We start from the raw sequence: 3,595 nt of genomic DNA on the forward strand, positions 1-3,595 counted from the left end.
GGGCCAGCTCGCCGAGCGCCTGGTGGGCGAAGACGTCGCGCAGCGCGACGGTGACGCCCCGCCGCTCGGCGAGCCCGACCACCCGCAGCGCGAGCATCGAGTCGCCGCCGAGGTCGAAGAAGCGGTCGGTGACGCCGACCCGCTCCGCGCCGAGCGCCGCGCACCACACCTCGGCGAGCAGCCGCTCGGTGGGGGAGGCCGGCGGCACGTGCTCCCGGGTGTCATCCAGCGTGGACCCGTCAACCGCGGGCAGCGCCCGGCGGTCCACCTTGCCGTTGGCGGTCAGCGGCAGTGCCGGCAGCACGGTGAAGGTGGCCGGCACCATGGCCTCGGGCAGCCGGTCGCGCAGCCAACGGCGCAGCTCCTCCCCAGTCAGCTCCCCGTCGACCACCAGGTAGGCGTGCAGCCGGTGCTCGCCGGTGCGTTGGCCCCGGGCCACCACGGCGGCCTGGCCGACGGCGTCGTGCCGCAGCAGCGCGGCCTCCACCTCGCCCAGCTCGATCCGGTGGCCGCGGATCTTCACCTGGTCGTCGGAGCGGCCCCGGTACTCCAGCTCACCGCCGGGCAGGTGCCGGGCCCGGTCGCCGGTGCGATACAGCCGGGCACCGGGGTCGGCGGAGAACGGGTCGGGGACGAACCGGTCCGCGGTCAGGCCGGGGCGGACCAGGTAGCCGCGTGCCAGGCCAGCGCCGCCGACGTACAGCTCGCCGGTTGCGCCGACGGGGACGGGGCGCAGGTGCCGGTCGAGCACGTGGACGGTCAGGTCGCCGAGCGCCCGGCCGATCGGCGAGGTGGCATCCCCGGCGAGGTCAGCGGCGGTGACCAGGCGGTGGGTGACGTGGACGGTGGTTTCGGTGATGCCGTACATGTTGACCAGCCGCACGCCGGTGCCCGGGCCGTCGAGCCAGCCGTCCAGCTCCGGCAGGTCGAGCTTCTCCCCGCCGAGCACCACGTGCCGCACGCCGAGGTCGGCGAGGGGTCGGTCGCCGAGGGCGGCGCGCAGGTTGCGGAACGCGCCGGGGGTCTGGCTGAGCATGGTGACCCGCTCGGCGGCCAGCAGCGCGGCGAACCGGTGCGGGTCGCGGGCGGTGGCCTTGTCGACCAGCACCACCAATCCGCCGCGGGTCAGCGCGCCCCACAGCTCCCAGACGGCGAAGTCGAAGGCGTACGAGTGGAACAGGCTCCACACCCCGCCGGGCGGCAGTTCGAGCGCGTCCACGCAGGAGTCGAGGAGGCGGATGACCTGCCGGTGCGGCACGCACACGCCCTTCGGGCGGCCGGTGGAGCCGGAGGTGTAGATGACGTACGCGAGGTTGTCGGCGGTGGCGAGCGGCACCGGCTCGTCGTCCGGCGCGGCGGCGATCGCCGGGTCGTCCAGCCGGAGCAGCCCGGTCGGCTCCAACGGCACCCGGTCGGCGAGGCCGGGCGACACCACGGCCAGCCGGACCCCGGCGTCGCCCACCACGTAGGCGAGCCGGTCGCGTGGGTGCTCCGGGTCCAGCGGCACGTACGCCCCGCCGGCCTTGAGGATGCCGAGGGTGCCGACGGCCAGGTCGACGTTCCGGTTCACGCAGAGCGCCACCATCGTCTCCGGGCCGACCCCGCCCGCGCGCAGCCGGTGGGCGAGCTGGTTTGCCCGCCGGTTCAGCGTGGCGTAGTCCATCCGCTCCTCCCCCGCCACCACGGCGACGGCCTCCGGGGTGGCGGCAGCGTGCCGGGCGAACCGCTCGTGCAGCAGGTCCGCCGAGTCGTACCCGCGCGCCGGGGTGGCCCAGTCGGCGAGCTGGGTGCGCTCGTCGTCGGGGAGCAGGTCCAGGTCGGACAGCGGGGTGTCCGGGTGGGCGACGGCCTGTTCCAGCAGCCGGCGGTACTGCGCGGCCCAGCGTCGCACGGTCGCCGGTCGCCACAGGTCGGCGCGGTGGAAGAACGCGGCGGCCAGCCCGTCGGGGCGGCGGGCGGTCTGCAGGATCAGGTCGAACTTGACCGCGTCGAGGTCGAGGTCGAACCGCTCGCCGGTCACCCCGCCGAGGCGGACCGGCCGGTCGTCGGCGTCGTCGTCGAGGCTGAACATGGCCTGGAACAGCGGCGTGCGGTCCAGGCTGCGGTCCCGGCTGACCTCGTCGACCACCCGCTCGAAGGGTGCCTCCTGGTGGTCGTACGCGCCGAGGGCGTCGGCCCGGACCCGGTCGAGCAGGTCGGCAAAGGACGGGTTCCCGCCGAGGTCGGCCCGGAGCACCAGGGTGTTCACGAAGAAGCCGACGACCTGCTCGACCTCGGGCCGAGTCCGCCCGGCGACCGGGGTGCCGACGCCGAAGTCGACCTGCCCGGTGAGCCGGCCGAGCACCGCCTCGAAGGCGGCCAGCAGGGCCATGTAGAGGGTCGCGCCCCGCTCCTTGGCCAGCCGCTCCAGCGCGTCGACCAGTTCCGGTTCCAGAGTGAACTCGCAGGTGGCGCCGGCGGTGGAGCGGCGGGCGGGGCGGGCGGTGTCGGTGGGCAGCTCCAGCGGCGGCAGGCCGGCGAGCTGGTCCCGCCAGTAGGCCAGGTCCCGGCCCAGCCGCTCGCCGGTGGCCGCGCCGCGCTGCCAGGCCGCGTAGTCGGCGTACCGGACCGGGGGCTCGGGCCGGGGGTCGCCGGCGTAGAGCGCCTCCAGGTCGCGGACGAGGACGCCCATCGACCAGCCGTCGGCGACGATGTGGTGCATGGTCAGCAGGACCACCTGGTCGGTCGGGCCGAGCCGCCACCCGGTGACCCGGAACAACGGCCCGGTGGCGAGGTCGAACGGCTCCCCGGCGACCCGCCGGGCCGCCTCGGCGACCTCGGCGGCGCTGCCCGCGTCGCCCCAGTCGACGCCGGCCCAGCCGGTCAGGATCTCCTGCCGGACCACCCCGTCGACCACGCTGAATCGGGTGCGCAGCGCGTCGTGCCGGTCGACCAGGGCGGCGAACGCCCCGTCCAGACGGTCGCGGTCCAGCGGCCCGGTGAGCCGCCAGGCCACCGGGATGGTGTACGCCGCGCCGGCGCCGTCGAGCCGGTCGAGGAAGACCAGCCGCTCCTGTCCGAAGGAGACCGGCAGGTCACGGGTGTCGCCGCCCCGGGTGATCCCGTCCGGGGCGGTCCGCGCCGCGGCGCGTCCGGCGAGCCGCTGGCGGAGCAGCTCCTGCTGGGCGAGGGTGAGGGCGGTCATCGGGTTTCCTCCAGTTTCCGGGCGAGCCGGGCGATGGTGCGGGCCTCGAAGAAGGTGCGCAGGGTGAGCGTGGCGGCCAGCCGGTCCCGCAGCCGGGAGATGACTCGCAGGGCGGTCAGCGAGTGGCCGCCGAGGGCGAAGAAGTCGTCCTCGACGCCGACGTCGGGGCGGTCCAGCAGCTCGGCCCAGACCTCGGCGATCACCCGCTCGGTGTCGGTGCGCGGGGCGACCCGGGCGGCGCCGGTGGCCTCGGCCCGGATCTCCGGCAGCGCGGCCCGGTCGACCTTGCCGTTGCCGAGCAGCGGTAGGGCGTCGAAAACGAGCAGCTCGGCCGGGATCATCGCGTACGGCAGGGCGGCCTCCAGGTGGCCGGCGCAGGGCGCCTCGGTGACCGCGCCGCCCGGCGCCCGC

The 3,595-nt window shown here is 75.9% G+C and carries 2 protein-coding genes; both read right to left on the minus strand.

Features of this window, described 5'->3' with window-relative positions; all coding sequences use genetic code 11:
* Positions 1 to 3,184: amino acid adenylation domain-containing protein (locus JNW89_RS31060; RefSeq protein WP_238451783.1), on the minus strand; the 3,184-nt coding region annotated here is incomplete at its 3' end.
* Positions 3,181 to 3,595: phosphopantetheine-binding protein (locus tag JNW89_RS31065; protein WP_238451784.1), on the minus strand; the 415-nt coding region annotated here is incomplete at its 5' end. The genes JNW89_RS31065 and JNW89_RS31060, both read right to left, overlap by 4 nt.

Source organism: Micromonospora sp. 4G55, assembly GCF_016803375.1.